The sequence below is a fragment of the Leptodesmis sp. genome, from assembly GCF_052746595.1.
Window position 1 is genome coordinate 1 of sequence record NZ_JBRAGO010000093.1, and the last position, 17,521, is coordinate 17,521.

Consider the following 17,521-nt stretch of genomic DNA (forward strand, 5'->3'; position numbering starts at 1 on the left):
GGTTTAAGGTCGCACGGGGAAAAGTCGCATTGGTTTCAATCTCATAAACATCCTGAAATCCCTGATCAAACTTGTCCACAACTCGCCGGAATCCAAGCGGGGTCTGCACTAAATCGCCAATCTGCACATCCTTAATTGGAACCAAGCCTTTGGACGTATGAACTAATGCATCTTCTGGTAAACAACGTCGAATGTTTCCAGCAACCACCGTAGCGGCAGCTTCATCGATTAGCAAACAGCATTCTACAGAAGTCAGTTGTCGGCCCAAGGCTTTGTTAAGAATGGCAGCACAACGCTCGTACAGACCAGGCAGGCGAATTGGGTTAGCCACGCCTCCGAAGCCTTTGAGTACTTCTCCTTCCGGTCGGACATCGCTGACATCTACTGTCACCTGAACTTCCCCATTGAAGCGATCGCTACTCGACAACTCCAGTAACGCCTGGTAGGACGATACCCATCCCTGGCGGCTATCCCCGACGTGAATCGTGACGCGATCGCCCTCAACCACAACTTCCGTTATCTCGCGGCGATCGGCGGCTGGGGTGGCTCCGACAGTCCCCTGCACCTGAACAGACAACCGATTGCGAATTACCGGAAGCTGATGAATATAGTGCGGTTCCAGAATTGCTCCAGTGCCGCAACCCATCATGGCCAGATCCATCATCAGGCCAAAGGCTTGCCAGTCGATCACATTCGTACTGGTGCAGTTATAGGCTCCAGAAAAATTTTCTGGCTTTTCAATCCACTCGGTTCCCCCTACCCATAACCAGCGCCCAGAAGGTAAGGCTTTCAGTTCCTGCTGCATCCGCTCAATTAACTGAGCTTCCGCTTCTGTCAGCTTGCCCAGTTTGATCAAGCCCTGGGTAGTCCGACGAATGACTGCATCCCAGGGTTCGCGGCCATATTCTGTACGACGGCTGTAGGTCCGGTAAAAGACTGGATTGGCAGCAGGAGCCGTGGCCGGAAAAGGACTGGTAGTTTCAGATTGGGGCGGATGTTCAACCGTAGGGCTGGTTGCACTGTTTGGGAGGCGGGGATGTTGAAGCTCTCGAACCATAAGGGAGATCTCGCTTGTATGGAAAATGGATGCGTTATGAACTAAATGTAGGAGCGAAGGATCACAGTCTACACTATCCATAGGGGCAAAAGTTCTACAGTGTTTTAACACACGATCGCTGAAACGATCCCAGATCAGCAGATCCAGTCATTTAATAGTACAAATTTTCTATTGCTTAATTTCTTTTGTCTCGCAGGTCATTCCGAAGGATGTCGCTTTAGCCACGGGATTAACCAATGCGAGTCAGGCCGAGCGGTTCAATATTTGGATCGTAGCCACCCACCTGATTCGTTCGCAGCCCCCAGACAGCGGCCTGTTGTCGAATAAATTGACGCGCGGTCGTCTCACTCGCCACACGGGGCAGTAAGGTGGGCCAGCTTTGCACCCCAATGAGAATTGTCTGAATTAGATTTTGACCAGGCGTAATTCCCAGGGTATCGCGATCGTGCTGCCAATCTGCATGAGCAGAGCCGCAGGGTAGCAGTTTTTTGCGGATTCTAGTCACCAACTTTAATAGTTGCTGATACCTTTCAGCTCTTCCAGGATCATCCTGTTCTAAGTCCGTTTGAATCGCTTCCTCTACCTGCTTGAGAGCCATGTAGAAAGCCTGATTTGAGTCCTGAGAGCAGTTATGAGCAATACTCACGAAAGTACCACCAGTGCCATCCCCAATCCAATAGCGGGCAGTCATACACTCCAGTTGCTGAATCAGAATATCCAGGACGGAGTAGCAAGTCCCATGCACTGAAAAAGCTCTGGTGAAAGCGTGATGTTTGATCAGCAGATCACAGACGGGGCGGGAACCCAGCCATCCCACCTGGCGATCGCCCATGTAAGCACACCAGGCGATCGGGCCAGCCGTAATGCCGTCCACATTATGGGTGTAAACCTGGTAATACAGGATGTCGAACATCAGTTCGTCAGCCAGGGGTTCCCGCACCACCGTTGCCACCCCATAGGAAAAATGTCCAAAGAACAGCGACCCTTTAGCTGCAGGTTCTCGGTTTTTGCCGCCAATACCACCGTAAGTGTGTAATACCAGCGCCCGATCGCCCTCCTGCCATACTTGATTTTCGCTTCCTTGATCCAGAAACGGCAGTAGCAGCACGGAGGAGGTTTTGCCCTTTTGCCCCTTTAGGTCCCAGGCCCGCTGTTTCAAATACTTCCAGGCTGCCTTTTCTCCTAGCAGCACCTGATCGGGTTGCAGTCGCAATAGGGCACGGGGCGCGATCGCCTGCACCACAAACTGTCCCCTGGCATCCTTGGCTCCATAAATATACCAACCGACTTCATTTGGTGGCATTTTTTCCAGATCGCGGGTTGTGGAGGGATAGCTGCCATATACTTGGGCAAACTGCACAGCCGGAAACCAGACCACTTCCTCGGCTCCATCAAACTGGCGACTCACCCGGTTAAAATGCATAACCCGCAAGTGTTCCGGCGGGTTTTCCTGGGGGTTTACAGGTTCCAGCACCTTGACCAGCGCATAGTAACGCCCCGTAATCTGCATCGGTTGTTTGCAGATCATAAGGCTCCATTCTTCTACCTGCGGCCCTTCACCTGCGGTCTTTACCTCCACTGGATCCGGAAGCGCCACAATCATGTCGTCAACCGGATGAGCTGCCGCTAAAGATTCCAGGGGATCCACCTGTTGCCAGTGATTGATGCGATCGGCGTGAATATTGCCCTCCTGCTGACTTTGTAGAGTGGCTTTGGTGAACTCCATATCCTTGGTGGTCATCCGAACAAAGGCTTGAGTTGCAGGATTTTTCTCCATCGCAGGAAAACCGTCTGTCCTACCAGATGTTGATAGTCCGGTGGTGTATGGTGAACCTCAAAGAACACGCCTTTAACGAGCTGCCGCTGTTCCAATCGAGGCAGGATTAAGCGTCCCATCCAGGGGGCGATCGCCCGATACAAGGCTGGATCCACCAACTGATCAAGCGGATAGAAGGAGGGCTGATTAAACGCTGCTTCTCGGTAGAAGTCGTAATTACCAGATTTACGTGCCAAGGCGAATCGGCTCTCAACAGGGACTTCTTGCATCATGACTGAAATCACCCGAATCCACCAACCTCATCCCTACGACAAGCCTGGTATCGAATCTACAATCCCATACAAGTAAAAGAAGCTCGATCAGGAACGACCGAGCTTCCAGGTTTTCTGAGGGATGAAAAAATGCTGAGATTGCTTATAACCCCAGTTCATTCCCGCGACGGTATTGCAGATACGCGGCAACAAATAAGCCAGCAAGGGTGACTGGAATTAGACCCAATACAATACCTGAAAGAATTGGCTCGACCACGCTTAAACTCCTTAATATTCCAGATGCAATAGGGCATTGCTGCTTTCACCCTATTGTCGCATTACTGGACAGATTTTCCGTTACTTAACTTCAGTTTTTTGCAAAGTTATCTGAAGTGGCTTTAAACTAAGTAAATAAACCAGGTTTAGTTCGAAAGTTGTAGTTTCCTTAGAGATACTACGCTTCTGGATGTGGGCAAGGGTTAAAGGCACAATAAAGCAACCCTTAGAATTTTTGTTCTGTTTTGTAATTAAAAACGCTTTTGGATAATCAGGTTCTAAAAAAAGGAAGTTGGGTACCGCAGGTTGCTTTAATCGCTGTAGCCTGCGTTGCAATCGCTGTTTTAATCATTTTGGGATTCCGCCAGTTACAATCCTCTGATCCATATGTACGGACAGTGCTTTCCTTAACGGGCGATCGGGTGCAAGGACAGGCCATTTTTCAAATGAACTGTGCTGGATGTCATGGAGTTCAGGCTGATGGACGAGTTGGCCCCAGCCTGCTGGATATTTCGTCTCGCAAGTCCAGGATTAGTCTAATTCATCAAGTCATCAGTGGTAAAACTCCTCCCATGCCACAATTTCAACCATCTGCCCAGGAAATGGCCGATTTACTCAGTTATCTGCAAAGTCTTTAGCAGATGCTGCAATCCGATAAGATGAGACAGAACGGATCGCTTGATCCCCATCACCGATTTACGAACTCAGTAGTTTCCATGACTGCACAGACAACATCCTCAGGACAAGCCGTACTGCGTCAGCAAATTACAGGGTCGCGTCGGTTTAGCAACTATTGGTGGGCCGTGGTGGTAACGCTGGGAGCCGGAGGCTTCTTGTTAGCCGGTATTTCTAGCTATTTGCACGTCAATTTGCTGCCTTTCTCTGATCCCACGCAACTGGTTTTCATTCCTCAAGGACTCGCAATGGGATTCTATGGTCTGGCCGGTACTTTGTTTGCGCTATATCTCTGGTTCACTATCATCCTAGATCTGGGAGGTGGCTATAACGAGTTTAATAAGGAGACTGGAGAAGTTAAAATTTTCCGATGGGGCTTTCCAGGGAAAAATCGCCGCATTGAAGTGACCTGTAAAACCAGTGATGTTCAGGCGGTGCGGGTTGATTTGCGAGAAGGCTTGAATCCTAAACGGGAATTGTATCTGCGGGTCAAGGGAATGCGGGATATTCCTCTTACTCGTGTTGGACAACCAATTCCCCTGTCGCAGTTGGAAAATCAGGGGGCTGAACTGGCGCGTTTCTTAGCGGTGCCCTTGGAAGGTCTGTAACGATCGCTGGAAAAGGTGCTGAAAGAACGTAAGCTTAATGGTTGCTAGATGAAACAGTCTAGCCTGGATTTCAGTGTTGAGAGTTGGGTGGTTATGATGCAGAAGTTATGGCGGTCTTTACTGGTATTTATGCTGGTGGTAGGGGCATTAATGGTGGGTAGTTGCACGGCCCAACCGAATACCTCCCTGTCTGCCAGTCCTTCCCCCAGCCAATCCATTAGTCCCACTGCGATCGCCAGCGTTGACACCAATCTCCCAGCCTTAAATGGCAAAGCAACCGTAGACATGGTGGTGAAGGGAGAAACCATCACCATTGAAGTGGATGGGACAAATGCACCCATTACGGCAGGTAACTTTATTGATCTGGTTCAGCAAGGTGTCTACAACGGACTGGTGTTTCACCGAGTTGTGCGCGATCCCCAACCGTTTGTGGTACAGGGAGGTGATCCTCAAAGTAAAGATACTAATTTTCCCGTCGAACGTTTGGGAACGGGTAGTTATATTGATCCGGCGACATCCAGACCTCGTTATATTCCTCTAGAAATTAAGCCCCAGGGAGCCGATAAACCGATTTATCATCAAACCCTGGAAACCGCTGGCATTTCAACTAAACCAAAACTGCTTCATACTCGTGGGGCCGTAGCGATGGCAAGATCATCCCTGCCCGATTCAGCCTCCTCCCAGTTTTATATAGCCCTCACTGACCTCAGCTTTTTGGATGGCAACTACGCTGTGTTTGGTTACGTTACAAAAGGCATGGAAACCGTCGATCGAATTCAACAGGGCGATCGTATTGAGTCGATCAAAATCGTCAAGGGTGGAGAGAATCTGAAGAAAGGGTGATTAAAATTAAGAATTTTGACTTATGAATTACGCATAGGTGACAGGCTAGCATGGCTTGTTCGCAAGAAGTGGTAGTGACTGGGATTGGCCTGGTTTCAGCACTGGGTTGTCTGGAATCAAGCTGGAAAAAGGTATTAGCGGGTGAATCCGGGATTCATACAGGGCAACCATTTCCTGAACTGGCTCCCTGTCCTCTCGCGTTAATGGATCACTATCCTGCTAGACTAGAGCCTTTAACTGAACAAGTGGTTCAAGCAGCCCTACAGGATGCCGGTCTATCATCTCCTTTGCCGGATTGCGCCATCGTTGTTGGTTCCAGTCGAGGCAACCAGGCCCGCTGGGAGGAATGGGCAACGTCGCAGGTAACACGCAACACTCCATACAGCCCCCCCTCCCTGCCCCCAACGTGGTTGGATACCTTACCTCATACCGCCGCGATCGCCGCCGCTCAGTATATCGGTACTCAAGGGGCTGTACGATCACCGATGGCCGCTTGTGCTACGGGACTGTGGGCGATCGCCCAGGGCTATGAACTGATTCGCTCGGGGGAGTATGCCCGGGTAGTGGCTGGAGCCGTGGAAGCCCCAATCACGCGGCTGACCATTACCGGATTTAATCAGATGGGTGCCCTGGCTCGCACCGGGGCGTATCCCTTTGACCGCGATCGCGAGGGACTGGTGCTGGGAGAAGGAGGAGCCGTACTGGTAATGGAATCAGCCACTCTGGCTAATCAGCGATCGGCTCCGGTGTATGGACGCATCTTAGGATTTGGTTTAACGGCAGATGGCTTTCATGTGAGTGCGCCAGAACCGGGAAGTCGGGCCGCGATCGCTGCCGTGAAGCAATGTCTGGAGCGGAGTGGCCTGTTCCCAGAGGAAATTGACTACATTCATGCCCACGGTACAGCTACAGAATTGAACGATCGCAATGAGGCGCATCTGATACGGACGCTGTTTCCCCACAAGCCGCCAATTAGTTCCACAAAAGGAGCTACAGGACATACCATCGGAGCCTCTGGAGCATTAGGAGCGGCATTCTGTTTGCTGGCACTCCAACAGCAGATTGTGCCACCTACTTCAGGACTGAAGCAGAGTGAATTTGATCTCAATTTGGTGACAGTTGCGCGATCGACGGCACTCCAAACCGCCCTGTGCTTCAGCTTCGGGTTTGGGGGTCAAAATGCGGCGATCGCGCTCCGTCGTTGATTACTCAACAGGTTCCAGAGCAGCGGATTGATACCAGACTTCTGGCAGGGTAATTTGTTCCACGATCGGGGTGTATCCCAACCATTGAGTCGCTAATTGACTGAAAGTATCGGCACAGCCACTGACATAGAACCGGGTAGGATGAGGTGATCGTAAATTTCTCAATCCCAAAAGATCGAGTTCACGAGCTGCAGCAGCCACCACATGGGCGGCTGGATCAATCAATTGCACAGAGGCAGGCAAAATGCGCCGCAGTACTGGAGCTAAATGAGGATAATGGGTGCAACCATAAATTAACGTATCGATCTTTTGCTCAATCAGCGGCTGCAAGTAACTTTGAGCGACCGAGAAGGTGTAAGGATCCTCAATCCGGCCCTGCTCGATTAAGGGTACAAACTCAGGACAGGGAACCTGCCAGACTGATGTATCAGGGTTAGCTTCTAAAACGGCTCGTCGATAGGCATCACTGCTCACCGTTGCAGGGGTGGCAATCACACCAATGCGTTTGCCCTGCTGCACAGCAGCCCGCGCTCCCGGCAGAATCAATCCCAGGATCGGCAGATTAAATTCAGATCGCACCGTTTCCAGGGCCAAGGCAGAACTGGTATTACAGGCCATGATTACCATCTTGGTGCCCTGATTCACCATCCATTGCAGAATCTCGCGGACAAATTGCAAGATCTCGGCCTGCGATCGCGTTCCGTAGGGCAACCGGGCAGTATCCCCAAAATACACGACAGACTCTTGCGGAATCTGGCGATATAACTCACGTAAAACCGTGAGGCCACCTAAACCACTATCAAATAATCCAATCGGGGCTGTATTGCGATGGGTAAGATTGTGATTGGCAATGGGCAAGTTACTAACTGCATACTGATGTTCAAACACTCCACACACCTCTTGTTACTGAGAAAGATTGGCTAGCTTGGCTAGCAACGAGACTAGAACCGTGCAGTTCTCTGCAGGTACTGTAGAATACCACGGGCGATTGCGCCAGCCATCTGCGTCCGGTAAGAGGAGTTGGATAACCGCGCTGCATCATCCTTACCCGTGACAAACCCTACTTCTACTAATACAGAGGGCATCGTCGTCTTCCGCAAAACATAGAAGCGGGCCGTCCGTATCCCGCGATCGGGAATTCCCGTTGTTTGTAGGATACTTTGATGAATCATTTGTGCCAACACCTGGCCGGACTGATAGTAATAAGTCTCTAACCCACTCACATCCGGACGGCTCAGGCTAATGGAATTGGCATGAATACTCACGAACACCGTAGCATTCGCCTGTTCCGCCATTTGCACACGCGGTTCCAGATCCAGGTCGTATTCTCCATTGCGGGTAAGCAGCACAGAAACTCCCTGCTGTTGCAAAAAAGCCTTCACCTGTCGGCCAATATCCAGCACAATATCAGTTTCTTTGAGGCCACCAATGCCAACCGCGCCAGGATCTGGCCCACCATGTCCAGGATCGATGACAACCAGCAGGCGACCCTTGGCAGCACGAGGAACTTGAGGTACAGGAAAATCAACAGGCTGAGGAAAGATGGCAGGTGTAGGCGGAGTACTGGGAGCAGACTGGGCTAAGGTAGCAGGTTGAACCGATGGGTACTGCAACTGTAATGTCAACATTCGTTGATTAGGCTGGCTCACCTGACCAACCTGCACTCCTTCCGCTGGTTGCACCAGGATGGAAACGGTTTGTGGGTTTTCCTGTCGAATTTTCAATTGAGCGATCGCGCTTCCAGCGGGAGATCGTTGGACAGAATTCGCAAGTTGGGCAGGACTGATATTAATCCGATACGCTTTCAATGCGGTATCCCAGCGGCTGATGTACTGCAGCGATTGGTTGGCCCGAATAACTAATTGATTGCCGTCAAGCTGGACGGTTTCAATCGTGGCCATCGGATTGGCCGGGGGAGAAGCAAGGCTGAGGCGAGATAGGGAGGAGGCAGAGTTACTCGGATTGGCCAGTGAAGTTGGGGATGGGAATCCGGCAGCAGCAGCACTGGTCGTCGGCACCACAACTACCCCTGAAACAGCTTGCGGTACTGGCAGTTTGACAATCCACTGACGGGCTGTGATCCCTCGAAATTTAATCTGGTTTGGGTCTAAGGTATATCCCGGGGCCAGTTCAATCACTAAACGGGTGGTATCGCGATCGAACTGTCCAATCCGAATACTTTGAATCGCCCCACTCAACGATTCCTGAATGGCCGATCGCCCCAACACAACTCCCGGCAGATCGATCACAAGGCGCGTCGGATCACTAACCAGTTGAGCCTGGGGCTGGACTCCCTCATCGGTAGTAAATTCAAACTGATTCTGGTTGGCGTTAAACTTCCAGGATTCCAGCTTGGTGGCTTGGGCTGGGGTCGCATACAAAAGGAGGGAGGCGGCGAGCAGCAGATAGCCAAGAACCTGCTTCATAATGACGATTCAGGGGGTTCACGAAAACTGCGACCAATATATACGCGATGACTGGAAACGGCGATCGCGAAATTACTGCCATGTGTTCCAGCCTGAAGGCTTGCTGCCACGAGCATTCGCGTGTACTGGATCTAGGGACGCTCCCGACTTGTTTAATTAACTTTTGTTAAGCTCAAAGGTGAGAATAACAAAAGTAATTTTGTGGGGAAGACTATGATTCAAGCCTATGTGGTTCAATCGCCTGGTAGACAGCTACAACCTTTTAAAAAGTTCGCCGGTTTCACCCGGATGGGTAGTTTTTCCATGAACTCTCTCAGAATTGGGTGGGATGCGATCGGAATGATCTTACAGTGGAAAAGACAAGGCACTCCTGATGGATAGTCCTGATGCATTGTCTGGTTGATGATGCCACGCGTTCCCATTCATCCCGTCTCATGCTGATTGAAAAAGTTCTCCTTCCGGCAGCCGCTATGACATTGGGATCGATTTTCAGCCGCGTCATGTGCGTTCACGGAGGAAAGTTTGCCAGTTGGATTCAGGAGCAGAGCGAGGATCCGCAACAAATTATTGAAAAAGCATCCGAGCAATACGCCTGGAACTACGCAAAGCGGCATGGGGTTTTAAAGGTTCTGGGGATGCGGGAGCCAGTGTCTTTGGAGTCAGTCTATACCCCTGTACAGTTTCTAGATCGGGATAGCCTCAGCCGCTTTGATTCGATCGAAGAACTGGAAAAAGCCTTTCGGGTGCAGGGAGAGCGCAGTTTTCAACGCAAACAGTCCCGGCAGCAGGATGGCCTCAAGGTTGCCAACGAGAAACAGTACCTAATGGTATTGGGGGGGCCGGGGGCGGGAAAATCGACGTTTCTTCGCAAAATGGGATTGTAAGCCCTAAAAGGATTAGGTGGCGGCTATGCTCATGAGTGCATTCCGGTGCTGCTTGAGTTGAAAAATTTTACGTCGGATGAGATGAGAATTGAAGCCGCGATCGCCCAGGAATTTGCGATCTGTAGCATTCCCTCCCCTGAAACCGTCACCACCAGGTTACTGGAAGACGGCAAGCTATTGCTGTTGCTGGATGGGTTGGATGAAGTGCCCACCAAGAATGTGGACGCGGCCATTCGTCAGATTCAGAACTTTGTGGATCAGTACGACAAAAATCGCTTTATTGCCTCCTGTCGGATTGCCGCTTACCGCAATAGTTTTCGCCGCTTCAGCGATGTAGCAATGGCAGACTTCAATCAGGAACAGATCAAACAGTTCATTCTCAACTGGTTCTACTCCGATGCCGATCGCGAGGCAGGCACAGCCTTGAAATGCTGGAACCTGTTGCAAAAATCAGAAAACCGGGCGGCCAGAGAACTCGCCCAATCCCCCCTGTTACTCACCCTTCTCTGTCTGGTCTATCACGGGTCACAAAATTTTCCGCAAAATCGCAGTGTGTTGTATCGCAAAGCCTTGCGCGTGTTATTAGAAGAGTCGGCGGCTGAAAAACGCATCTTTCCCGATGAAATTTACCAGGGATTGAGTACGGAACTGGAGGAAGTACTGCTCTCTGAGATCGCCTATACGCGCCTTGTTGACCTGGACTGATGAGATTACGCAGGAATCTTCCGGTAGCCTGAACCCTGCCGCAAAACGAGCCACAGCCCTGTTTCTGGCTCTGGTCAGCGATCGCGCCTTGCACCTAGCACGGGTACTGGAACCAGGGCTCGCTCGTACCCTGGAACTGGCCCGCACCCTGTCCCATACCTGCACACCCAAATTCCTTTACGACTCAGACAGCCAACCCACCCATGCTGCCATGCTCACCCGGGCGCTGGCGATCGCTCTCACCCAGTCCCTGCCCAGCCGGCCAATGGGGAAAGCGCTGGCCAAAACCTTTACCCAAACTTTCACCGATGAACTGGCACAGCTCCAAGCCTTTCCAGAGAACGCTTTGGGTGTTCTGGTGACTCGCCTCAAAGATCTCAAAATCCAGGCACCTGACTTTCGGCAATCTGCGACAGTACATCAGGAATTCCACAGCCGCATCTATCAAACCTGGTGCCATAGCCTGAAACTTGATCCCACCTGGATTAGCTTTTCCAAAGAAGAAACCCGCAAACTCGATCGCTACCTCTACGCCAACTGGCTAACTGTGCGTTGCAAACAGGCTGCAGTCCGAGTCTCTTCTCAAACCTGGCCAAGGATTGAGGAGCGGATGTTGCGAATTTAGTGGATAGGTGGGTGGATGAGTGCATAAGTAGGTGGGTGGATAGGTGATATCTGCCACTGATCAATTTTTAGGTTGAGGGCGATCGTTCATTTTTGGAGGAACCGTCGGGGAAGACGCACCATTATCCATATCTGGTGCTCTTCTCAAGCCAGGATTATTCTCAAAAATACTGGACAGTATACGGAAGAGGGCCGCCAGTTGATCGCGGGTCACCAGATTGGCCGTTCTGTTTTTTAACTCAGCATCAAGTCGATTCAAACAAGCATTTAGTCCGGCAACAAACTCAGAACGGGTCAAAAACTTCTGGCCCTGGAATGTGCCATTGGGATATCCGGAAATGCATCCATAACGCTCAGCCAGAGACTTCAGCGGCTCATAATACCAGGCACTGGGCTGCACATCCGAAAACAGCCGCGTCAGCTCAGCCATATCAGTTGCCGAAATAGGTACGGAAGGGACTTGCTCCTGCGGTTGTACCGCTTTTTTAGATGAATTTTTATCAGCTTGATTCACGGATTTAGTCGTCTTTTTAGAAGTAGGATTAATCGCCTGTGCCGTCTGTTGAGTCAAGGATAAAGATTGCATTTGAGCGACAGATGACTTCTCCAAAGCAAGCCCTGGAGCCATGATAGAGACGGCCATCAAATGCGCCGCAGGCAATAAAAACCAATTACAGAAGTTCTTCACTCGCATCTAAAAGACCTGGCTTCCTTTGGTAAAAATACTGACAAAGATTTACAGCATTCTACCTTTTAGTCAGTCCCTATTTCTGTCCATCCAGAAAAGAATTTCTTATCGTCTAAGAGGATGTTTGAGAAGTTCTCTTGCTGGTAACGAAACGGTTTAGATTCCCTTAAATCCCCCTTAAAAAGGGGAACTTTCAGCCCGGTTTCTCCCTTTTTAAGGGGGACTAAGGGGGATCAACAGGTGCCTTTCGTTACAACGAATGACTTTTAAAACACCCTCTAAGAGGATGTTTTAAAAGCCTGTCTCTTTGTCACCCTGGCGACTGAAGTCATGGCTATACGGAGAAAACTTGCCAACGCAGGTTACTGAAACCCTTGATTTTATTGAGTCTGCATCGGCAGACTTGGTGGGCGTAGAAGTTTTAGGTAGGGATAAAGCAGGTAGCAGAAGATGCTAGTCGAGTGGCAGAAATTGAGAACCAAAGACTTCACCCCTACAATGCCAATTGGTACGCATTCTAATCCTTAGCAGACAAGAGTTTTTGATATAAAGAACTGGCTTTTTCTAAGGTAGAAATTGCTTCCTCCAACCGGCCCATTTGATACAGTGCAGTTCCCAAGTTATAGTAAGCATCGGGATTTTCTGGTTCTTTTTCCGTCCACCGACGATAGGCAGAAATGGCCATGACGTAGTTTTGCTTTTCCATCCAAAGATTGCCCATTTTTTCGTGCAATCCGGGACAATCGGGAGCAAATCCCTCTGTCCACTGATAAAGTTGCATTGCCAGCGATCGCTCACCTGCCCGATTTAAGCTATCCGCTACTTTAACAAAACTCAGAACATCTCTAGTTTTAGAACTGATAGGAGATTGAAATTCCTTTACAGTGTTGGTTAGTCTGTCGGCATGGGTGAGTGCCAACGCCAAGAGGGATTGAGCACGAGGGCGATCAGGGGCTAGCTGCACTGCTTGTTCTAACATTTCCACTGCTCTGTTGTAAGCACCTTGCTGCAAATACAGAGCACCTAAAGATTCAAAAATACTGGCATTATCCGGTTGTAACGAGAGAGCCGTGAGATAGGCTAAAATTGCACGTTCATAAGCATTTTGACGAGCAAGAACATCTCCTAAACCTATGTAATTTTCTACTTGGTTGGGAGCAAGATTTGTAGCCTTCCGATAAGCTTTTTCGGAGCCAGAGTTATCTCCTAAATTAGCCAAACTATAGCCTAAACCATAGTAGAAATCAGGATTGTTAGGTTCCAGAGCGATCGCTTTTTGAAAAGCTACCGTAGCTGCTTGAAAATTCTTTAACTGAGCTTGCAAATAAGCAATACTGGCAAGATTTTTAGAATTATTGGGGTCTAAACTAGATGCTTTCTGATACCGTTCAAGAATCTTTTCCAGACCACTTCCTTGCCACTGTTTCTGCCCTTCGGACAACATTTCATTGAGGTAGTTCTTTTCACCTTGCCTTGCCCAGCTAATTAAAGTACCAGAGATTTGAGGATTGGCTTGAGCGTAAGCATTTAGGGTTAAGAAACTAATGACCCCGCTGCTTAACATAACACTACCCAGGATTGAGATGCACGATAAGCTACATATCTTCTGTACCCTTGATGATTGTAGATTTATGTTTCGATTCATAAGTAAAATGGGCCGATTATAGGTTGTCAACAGAATAACAAACGGTTAATCAGACGCCCCTGACATCAACTAAATCCAGTCAGATAGCCGGAGTTCTCCCTCAAGCGAAAGATGTTTCAATCTAGAAAAGCCTGGAATGTGGAGTTATTACACTCTTATTACAAAGTATCAGTGAAGAGACGAAATTCTCTGCTCCATTTCCCCTTTTACAAGAAATTTAACTTTCATCAAGACGTTAATCGTCTTTTAGGCTAGAAGGTATACTCCGACAATGTTTTCCCTCCAGAATAGCTTTAAAGGAGTTATTAAGCTTTAAGGGAATAATTGATGATTATAGCTAAATTTGCTAATTACCAACCGAGATTATCCTAGAATCTTACCGCATTGGTGGCTGCACTCCGTTTGTGGGAGCGTTATCGAAATTTACGTTTTTATTTTGACTATGAGCAGCCTGGATCAGGCAACCGGGCAACCGGGAATGAAAGAGCGAGTATTACCTGTCGTCTCTCCAATCGCCGCGATCGCCCTAGCTCTCCTAGTAGGGGCAGGACTGATTGCGATCGCAGGCGTGAATCCAGTTCAAGCCTATGGGGTGTTGTTCAGGGAAGCCCTGGCCAACTACTACGGGATTGGCAATACCTTAACCAAGACGGCTCCCCTGTTGTTGACCAGTTTGGGCGTACTGATTGCCCTGAAAGTCGGGCAATACAACATTGGGGGAGAAGGACAAATTTACATGGGAGGCCTGGGAAGTGCTTTGATAGGGCTGTCTATTCAAGGGCTACCCGCGATCGTTCATGTCCCCCTGGCGTTATTGGGAGGCTTTTTGTTGGGAGCACTCTGGGGTTTTATTCCTGGCTATCTAAAAGCTATTCAGGGTGTGAATGAAGTGATTACTACTCTACTGTTGAACTACATTGCTCAATACCTGGTGAGCTATCTCGTCAGTGGCCCCCTGTTGGAGCCGAATGCACCCAGTCCTTTCAGTCCGCCCATTGCCGCCACGGCCCAGTTGCCCATTTTGTTGCCCCAAACTCAAACCCATGCTGGAATTCTGATTGGGGGACTGGCGGTATTGGTGGTGTGGGTTGCCTTTTCTGCTACGCCCTTTGGTTATCAGGTGGAAGCCGTTGGCCAGAACCCAACCGCGGCCCGCTATGCTGGACTATCCGTTCCCCGCACAATTATGACTGTGATGGCGCTATCCGGAGGGTTAGCAGGCTTGGCTGGAGCCGGAGAAGTCATGGGGCTGAAATATCGCTTGTTTGAAAACTTTTCTCCAGGGTATGGATTTGATGCGATAGCGATCGCCTTTCTCAGTCGCGGCAACTTGGGCGGACTGGTGCTGATTTCCCTATTCTTTGGTGCCCTCCGCAGTGGAGCCAATGTTATACAGCGCAGCGCTGGCGTACCCGTAACGGTCGTATATGCCATTCAAGGGTTAGCTGTATTGTTCATTGCCATCAGCCTGGTAGTAGAACGCCGGATGGCGCTTCAACGCAAACTCGCTGGGAACGGAGTAGAAGGGTAAGAAGAGTGTCTTACTTCGCATTTCACACAAATAACCGGGCAACCGAACAGGTAAAACCGGGCAGTAGGGGAGAGGTCAGTTCATCTGAGGGAAATAGGGTGGTGATCAGTTTCAGGGTTGCTCGCTCACGGCGATACACTTCTACCTGCTGCACCCGCCAATCCAGAATCCAATATTCCTGCACGCCCCGTTCTGTATAGAGTTTCAGCTTGGTTTCTCGATCTCGTCGCTCGTTCTGCGTACCGGGAGACAAGACCTCAACAATCAGTTCTGGAGCAATGGTCAAATGCCCATCTTTATCCAGAGCGATCGCCAGTCGCTCTTTGCTAATCCACACCACATCGGGAATCACATTATCCGTATCGCTAAAGATGACACCAGGAGCGGGTACCGTTTTGCCTAAACCTGTTGCGATCGACCAATCTCGTAATTCAGCCGCTGTATTGACGATCGCATTCTGATGACCCCAATGTGGTGCGCGAGTCACAAGCAATTCTCCATCAATAATCTCGTAGCGATTGCTGCTTTCTGGCAACAGTTCCAGGTCTGCACTCGTCCAACGAATCCGATCCGTTACAGGTTGATTCATATTACCTCCAGGCTGGCAGTCTTGCCCTTATTCTACGTAATCAGTGGGTTTTGCGATTGGAGCATTATAAGGAATGAAACAGAGAGGCAAAGTTGGTTCAGACTGAAGCTGCTCTGCCATCAGTGTCCGCCGTACAGCACAAGGTCGCGATCGCACTTTCCAGTGCTGTTGTTCCGCCTTCCTTGAGAACATTGACAAACCCTTTGAACGTAGGATAGTGAAAAAGGCTCCCGGACAAACCAGGAGCCTGAGAGTAACTTGGTGAAACCGGACTAAGAATTAGTCGAGGTTAGGCATCGACAATACGGGTTCGTCCTCGCGATCGATTCCCTTCTCGAAACCCGCCGCCGCCGCACGAGCACGACCAGCATGCCACAGGTGACCAACCAGGAAGAAGAACGCCAGTACGAAGTGGGAAGTCGCCAGCCAGGAGCGTGGAGATACATAGTTAAAGGAATTGATTTCCGTTGCTACCCCACCCACAGAGTTTAGAGAACCCAGAGGAGCGTGGGTCATGTACTCAGCCGCACGGCGAGCTTGCCAGGGTTGAATGTCGTTCTTGATCTTGTTTAAGTCAAGACCATTGGGACCGCGCAGAGGCTCCAGCCAGGGACCACGGAAATCCCAGAAGCGCATCGTTTCCCCCCCGAAGATAATTTCTCCAGTGGGAGAGCGCATCAGGTATTTACCCAGACCTGTGGGGCCTTGAGCAGAACCAACATTCGCACCTAGCCGTTGGTCACGGATCAGGAAGGTCAGCGCTTGAGCTTGAGATGCTTCCGGCCCAGTAGGACCATAGAATTCGCTGGGGTAAGCGGTGTTGTTAAACCAAACGAAGCAGGAGGCGATGAAGCCCATCAGGGACAGAGCACCCAGACTGTAGGAAAGGTAAGCTTCGCCAGACCAGATGAAGGCCCGACGTGCCCAACCAAACGGCTTAGTAAGAATATGCCAGATACCGCCAGCGATACAGATCAGACCGATCCAGATGTGACCGCCAACAATATCTTCCAGGTTGTCTACACTGACAATCCAGCCGTCGCCCCCAAATGGCGAGCGCAATAGGTAGCCAAAGATCACTGCTGGGTTGAGCGTCGGGTTTGTGACAACCCGCACATCACCACCACCGGGTGCCCAAGTATCGTATAAGCCGCCAAAAGCCATAGCTTTGGCAACCAGCAACAAAGCACCAACACCAAGAATAATCAGGTGATACCCAATGATGTTGGTCATCTGGTTCTTATCTTTCCAGTCATAACCAAAGAAGCTGGAGTATTCTTCCAACACTTCGGGACCACGAACAGCGTGATAGATTCCACCAAACCCAAGAACGGCAGAGGAAATCAGATGGAGTACCCCAACCACAAAGTAGGGGAAGGTATCAATGACTTCACCACCAGGGCCAACGCCCCAACCTTGAGCTGCCAAGTGAGGGAGGAGAATCAATCCCTGCTCATACATGGGCTTTTCAGGAATGAAGTGGGCAACTTCAAACAGAGTCATTGCACCAGCCCAGAACACAATCAGACCGGCATGAGCAACGTGGGCACCCAACAGTTTACCGGAAAGGTTAATCAAACGGGCGTTACCAGCCCACCAAGCAAATCCGGAGGATTGCTGGTCGCGACCAGCACCCACCACCATTGCATTACTAGAGAGCGTTACCACGGGGGAGTACCTCCTCAGGGAAGACAAAGTTTTCGTGCGGTTGGTCTTGAGGAGCCATCCAGGCCCGGA

At 50.1% G+C, this 17,521-nt stretch carries 18 protein-coding genes and 1 pseudogene; 8 read left to right on the forward strand and 11 right to left on the reverse strand.

What is annotated here, in order from left to right:
- From ACUVQO_RS17835 to petG, 4 genes and pseudogenes are all read right to left on the reverse strand, one after another.
- Nucleotides 1–1,057 (reverse strand): annotated as a pseudogene (locus tag ACUVQO_RS17835) (hypothetical protein); the annotation flags it as partial.
- A 229-nt stretch (nucleotides 1,058–1,286) separates the two neighbouring features.
- A complete protein-coding gene (locus ACUVQO_RS17840; protein ID WP_445927186.1) occupies nucleotides 1,287–2,834 on the reverse strand; it encodes a hypothetical protein in 1,548 nt (515 codons plus the stop codon).
- Nucleotides 2,795–3,106, reverse strand: a complete 312-nt coding sequence (locus ACUVQO_RS17845) for a hypothetical protein (protein ID WP_445927187.1) — start codon at nucleotides 3,104–3,106, stop codon at nucleotides 2,795–2,797. Before ACUVQO_RS17845 ends, ACUVQO_RS17840 begins: the two co-directional genes overlap by 40 nt.
- Before the next feature lie 142 nt (nucleotides 3,107–3,248).
- The gene (petG, locus tag ACUVQO_RS17850) at nucleotides 3,249–3,362 is read right to left on the reverse strand and encodes a cytochrome b6-f complex subunit V (protein ID WP_233744061.1); all 114 of its coding nucleotides are present in this window, start codon (nucleotides 3,360–3,362) and stop codon (nucleotides 3,249–3,251) included.
- Between the two features lie 262 nt (nucleotides 3,363–3,624).
- On the opposite strand from petG, the gene ACUVQO_RS17855 reads away from it, so the two are divergent.
- The 4 genes from ACUVQO_RS17855 to ACUVQO_RS17870 all read left to right on the forward strand — a co-directional run bounded on the left by ACUVQO_RS17855 (nucleotide 3,625) and on the right by ACUVQO_RS17870 (nucleotide 6,692).
- Complete coding sequence (locus ACUVQO_RS17855; protein ID WP_445927188.1) at nucleotides 3,625–3,999, forward strand: c-type cytochrome; 375 nt, start codon at nucleotides 3,625–3,627, stop codon at nucleotides 3,997–3,999.
- Nucleotides 4,000–4,077: 78 nt separating this feature from the next.
- Entirely contained in the window at nucleotides 4,078–4,644 is a 567-nt protein-coding gene (locus tag ACUVQO_RS17860) for a photosystem I assembly protein Ycf4 (protein ID WP_445927189.1), read from the forward strand.
- 48 nt (nucleotides 4,645–4,692) lie between these two features.
- On the forward strand, nucleotides 4,693–5,487 hold the full coding sequence (locus tag ACUVQO_RS17865; RefSeq protein ID WP_445927190.1) for a peptidylprolyl isomerase: 795 nt from the start codon (nucleotides 4,693–4,695) through the stop codon (nucleotides 5,485–5,487).
- A 50-nt stretch (nucleotides 5,488–5,537) separates the two neighbouring features.
- Nucleotides 5,538–6,692 (forward strand): beta-ketoacyl-ACP synthase, encoded by a 1,155-nt coding sequence (locus ACUVQO_RS17870; protein WP_445927191.1) that lies wholly within the window; start codon nucleotides 5,538–5,540, stop codon nucleotides 6,690–6,692.
- Here ACUVQO_RS17870 and murI read toward each other — a convergent pair whose 3' ends face one another.
- Both murI and ACUVQO_RS17880 read right to left on the reverse strand, forming a co-directional pair.
- On the reverse strand, nucleotides 6,693–7,580 hold the full coding sequence (murI, locus tag ACUVQO_RS17875; RefSeq protein WP_445927192.1) for a glutamate racemase: 888 nt from the start codon (nucleotides 7,578–7,580) through the stop codon (nucleotides 6,693–6,695).
- A 53-nt stretch (nucleotides 7,581–7,633) separates the two neighbouring features.
- Nucleotides 7,634–9,118: an N-acetylmuramoyl-L-alanine amidase gene (locus ACUVQO_RS17880; protein ID WP_445927193.1), complete on the reverse strand. Its 1,485-nt coding sequence runs from the start codon at nucleotides 9,116–9,118 to the stop codon at nucleotides 7,634–7,636.
- A 386-nt stretch (nucleotides 9,119–9,504) separates the two neighbouring features.
- Between ACUVQO_RS17880 and ACUVQO_RS17885 the strand changes: the two genes are divergently transcribed.
- Genes ACUVQO_RS17885 through ACUVQO_RS17895 form a run of 3 tightly spaced genes read left to right on the forward strand, consistent with a single transcriptional unit; the run spans nucleotide 9,505 to nucleotide 11,332 of the window.
- Nucleotides 9,505–10,002, forward strand: a complete 498-nt coding sequence (locus tag ACUVQO_RS17885; protein ID WP_445927194.1) for a hypothetical protein — start codon at nucleotides 9,505–9,507, stop codon at nucleotides 10,000–10,002.
- Between the two features lie 45 nt (nucleotides 10,003–10,047).
- The gene (locus tag ACUVQO_RS17890; protein ID WP_445927195.1) at nucleotides 10,048–10,707 is read left to right on the forward strand and encodes an NACHT domain-containing protein; all 660 of its coding nucleotides are present in this window, start codon (nucleotides 10,048–10,050) and stop codon (nucleotides 10,705–10,707) included.
- Nucleotides 10,691–11,332, forward strand: a complete 642-nt coding sequence (locus ACUVQO_RS17895; RefSeq protein WP_445927196.1) for an NACHT C-terminal helical domain 2-containing protein — start codon at nucleotides 10,691–10,693, stop codon at nucleotides 11,330–11,332. The genes ACUVQO_RS17890 and ACUVQO_RS17895 overlap by 17 nt, the downstream gene beginning before the upstream one ends.
- A gap of 60 nt (nucleotides 11,333–11,392) precedes the next feature.
- On the opposite strand, the gene ACUVQO_RS17900 is transcribed toward ACUVQO_RS17895, so the two are convergent.
- Both ACUVQO_RS17900 and ACUVQO_RS17905 read right to left on the reverse strand, forming a co-directional pair.
- Entirely contained in the window at nucleotides 11,393–11,974 is a 582-nt protein-coding gene (locus tag ACUVQO_RS17900; RefSeq protein ID WP_445927197.1) for an iron uptake porin, read from the reverse strand.
- A 562-nt stretch (nucleotides 11,975–12,536) separates the two neighbouring features.
- Entirely contained in the window at nucleotides 12,537–13,583 is a 1,047-nt protein-coding gene (locus ACUVQO_RS17905) for a tetratricopeptide repeat protein (protein WP_445927198.1), read from the reverse strand.
- Between the two features lie 523 nt (nucleotides 13,584–14,106).
- Here ACUVQO_RS17905 and ACUVQO_RS17910 point away from each other — a divergent pair.
- Complete coding sequence (locus tag ACUVQO_RS17910) at nucleotides 14,107–15,195, forward strand: ABC transporter permease (RefSeq protein WP_445927199.1); 1,089 nt, start codon at nucleotides 14,107–14,109, stop codon at nucleotides 15,193–15,195.
- Nucleotides 15,196–15,217: 22 nt separating this feature from the next.
- On the opposite strand, the gene ACUVQO_RS17915 is transcribed toward ACUVQO_RS17910, so the two are convergent.
- The 3 genes from ACUVQO_RS17915 to psbC all read right to left on the reverse strand — a co-directional run bounded on the left by ACUVQO_RS17915 (nucleotide 15,218) and on the right by psbC (nucleotide 17,452).
- On the reverse strand, nucleotides 15,218–15,784 hold the full coding sequence (locus ACUVQO_RS17915) for a Uma2 family endonuclease (protein WP_445927200.1): 567 nt from the start codon (nucleotides 15,782–15,784) through the stop codon (nucleotides 15,218–15,220).
- Between the two features lie 97 nt (nucleotides 15,785–15,881).
- Nucleotides 15,882–16,022, reverse strand: a complete 141-nt coding sequence (locus ACUVQO_RS17920) for a hypothetical protein (protein ID WP_445927201.1) — start codon at nucleotides 16,020–16,022, stop codon at nucleotides 15,882–15,884.
- A 41-nt stretch (nucleotides 16,023–16,063) separates the two neighbouring features.
- Complete coding sequence (gene psbC / locus ACUVQO_RS17925; RefSeq protein ID WP_428362031.1) at nucleotides 16,064–17,452, reverse strand: photosystem II reaction center protein CP43; 1,389 nt, start codon at nucleotides 17,450–17,452, stop codon at nucleotides 16,064–16,066.
- Between the last annotated feature and the right edge of the window lie 69 nt (nucleotides 17,453–17,521).